This is a genomic window from Blautia sp. DFI.6.71, assembly GCF_020593585.1.
Taxonomy (GTDB): domain Bacteria; phylum Bacillota; class Clostridia; order Lachnospirales; family Lachnospiraceae; genus Blautia_A; species Blautia_A wexlerae.
Genome location: NZ_JAJDMJ010000131.1, coordinates 1 through 1,267, shown reverse-complemented (window position 1 = coordinate 1,267; position 1,267 = coordinate 1). Strand labels below are relative to the sequence as shown.

The following is a 1,267-nucleotide window of genomic DNA, read 5'->3' as shown; positions in this document are numbered from 1 at the left end:
TTGGCCAGGTTGTATCCGGTTATAGTTTAGAAACTAACCGGATGCAGTACTAGGTGTTCTTGGATTTGGCGTCGCTGTAGTTGGCTGTTTTCTAAAAGATAATCACTGATAACTTCTTGTTTGAAAAATTGAGAAAACGTAATATTGAACAAAAAGAAATGCACAGTTCTTAGCTTATCGTGAACTGTGCATTTTTGTAAATAAATACTTTTAATTAGCCGATTACGGCATCCTCTGCTGTAAAATGTTCCAGAGAGTTTTCTTTTACCTGAATGCAGATATAAGTAATTCCAGAAATATCGGATGCAAAAAACTGACGCTTTGCAGCAGGTGTGATTTTTAGCCAGTCTCCAGTTGAAAGGCTAATTTCTTCTCCATCAATTATGGCTTTGCCGTTACCTGAAAGAATTCCATAGATTTCTTCATTTTCTTTATGAGAATGAACAAATGGGACATTTGCTCCTGCAGGTAGTTCGTTTAAACTGATTTCTGCACCTGTTAAAGACAACTTTTCATGCAGCTCAATTCGGTTTTCCTTTCCAATAGTTGTTTTTGTGTAATTTGCCATAATAACCTCCATAGTTAATTTGTAGTTTCTGGTTGCTTGGTATTAGTATAGTGTGAGACACATACAAAAACAAGTACGCACCTTTTTGTAACTGTACACTCAAAAATGAATGTGTTACAATAGACTCGGAGGTGAGAATTATGCGAGCAAAAGAAGAATTACCGGAATGCCCAGTTGCAACAGCAGTATCTCTTATCGGAGGAAAATGGAAACTGCTGATTTTGCGTAACTTAAAAGAGCGTCCATGGAGATTCAATGAGCTACAACGAAGTATAGATGGTATTTCACAAAAGGTTTTGACAGATAGTTTAAGACAAATGATGAGTGATGGGCTGGCATATCGCCACGATTACCATGAGCAGCCACCGAAAGTTGAATACGGCTTAACGGAACTCGGAACAAAAATGCTTCCAATTGTTAATTCACTTGCTGACTTTGGTAACTACTATAAATCAATTATTGAACAGAATTAAGGACGTTAGTATTTGAAAAGCTTGAACAATTCCAGTTTGGAGAATTGAAAAAAAACGGAATTTACCTATTAAGACATATAAACTGTTGACAATAAAGCTCCTATATAGTATGTTTTTAATAAACTACTATATAGGAGCTTTTGCATGGAAATGAATGGAGGATTTCTTGTTACCAAAATAAAACAGCTTGGAGACCGGATTTTCGAGAAGATTCTCAGTGAAAAGA

At 36.0% G+C, this 1,267-nt stretch carries 2 protein-coding genes and 1 pseudogene; 2 read left to right on the top strand and 1 reads right to left on the bottom strand.

What is annotated here, in order from left to right; all coding sequences use genetic code 11:
* Positions 1 to 214: 214 nt before the first annotated feature.
* Complete coding sequence (locus LJE12_RS19550; protein ID WP_015530145.1) at positions 215 to 568, bottom strand: cupin domain-containing protein; 354 nt, start codon at positions 566 to 568, stop codon at positions 215 to 217.
* 140 nt (positions 569 to 708) lie between these two features.
* Here LJE12_RS19550 and LJE12_RS19545 point away from each other — a divergent pair, with 140 nt between their 5' ends.
* Positions 709 to 1,041, top strand: a complete 333-nt coding sequence (locus LJE12_RS19545; protein WP_020993870.1) for a winged helix-turn-helix transcriptional regulator — start codon at positions 709 to 711, stop codon at positions 1,039 to 1,041.
* A 144-nt stretch (positions 1,042 to 1,185) separates the two neighbouring features.
* Positions 1,186 to 1,267: pseudogene (locus LJE12_RS19540) on the top strand (MarR family transcriptional regulator); the annotation flags it as partial.

Excerpts from the sequence above, each read along its gene's own strand:
- LJE12_RS19550 (WP_015530145.1), bottom strand. The coding sequence starts at position 568 with ATGGCAAATTACACAAAAACAACTATTGGAAAGGAAAACCGAATTGAG.
- LJE12_RS19545 (WP_020993870.1), top strand. The coding sequence starts at position 709 with ATGCGAGCAAAAGAAGAATTACCGGAATGCCCAGTTGCAACAGCAGTA.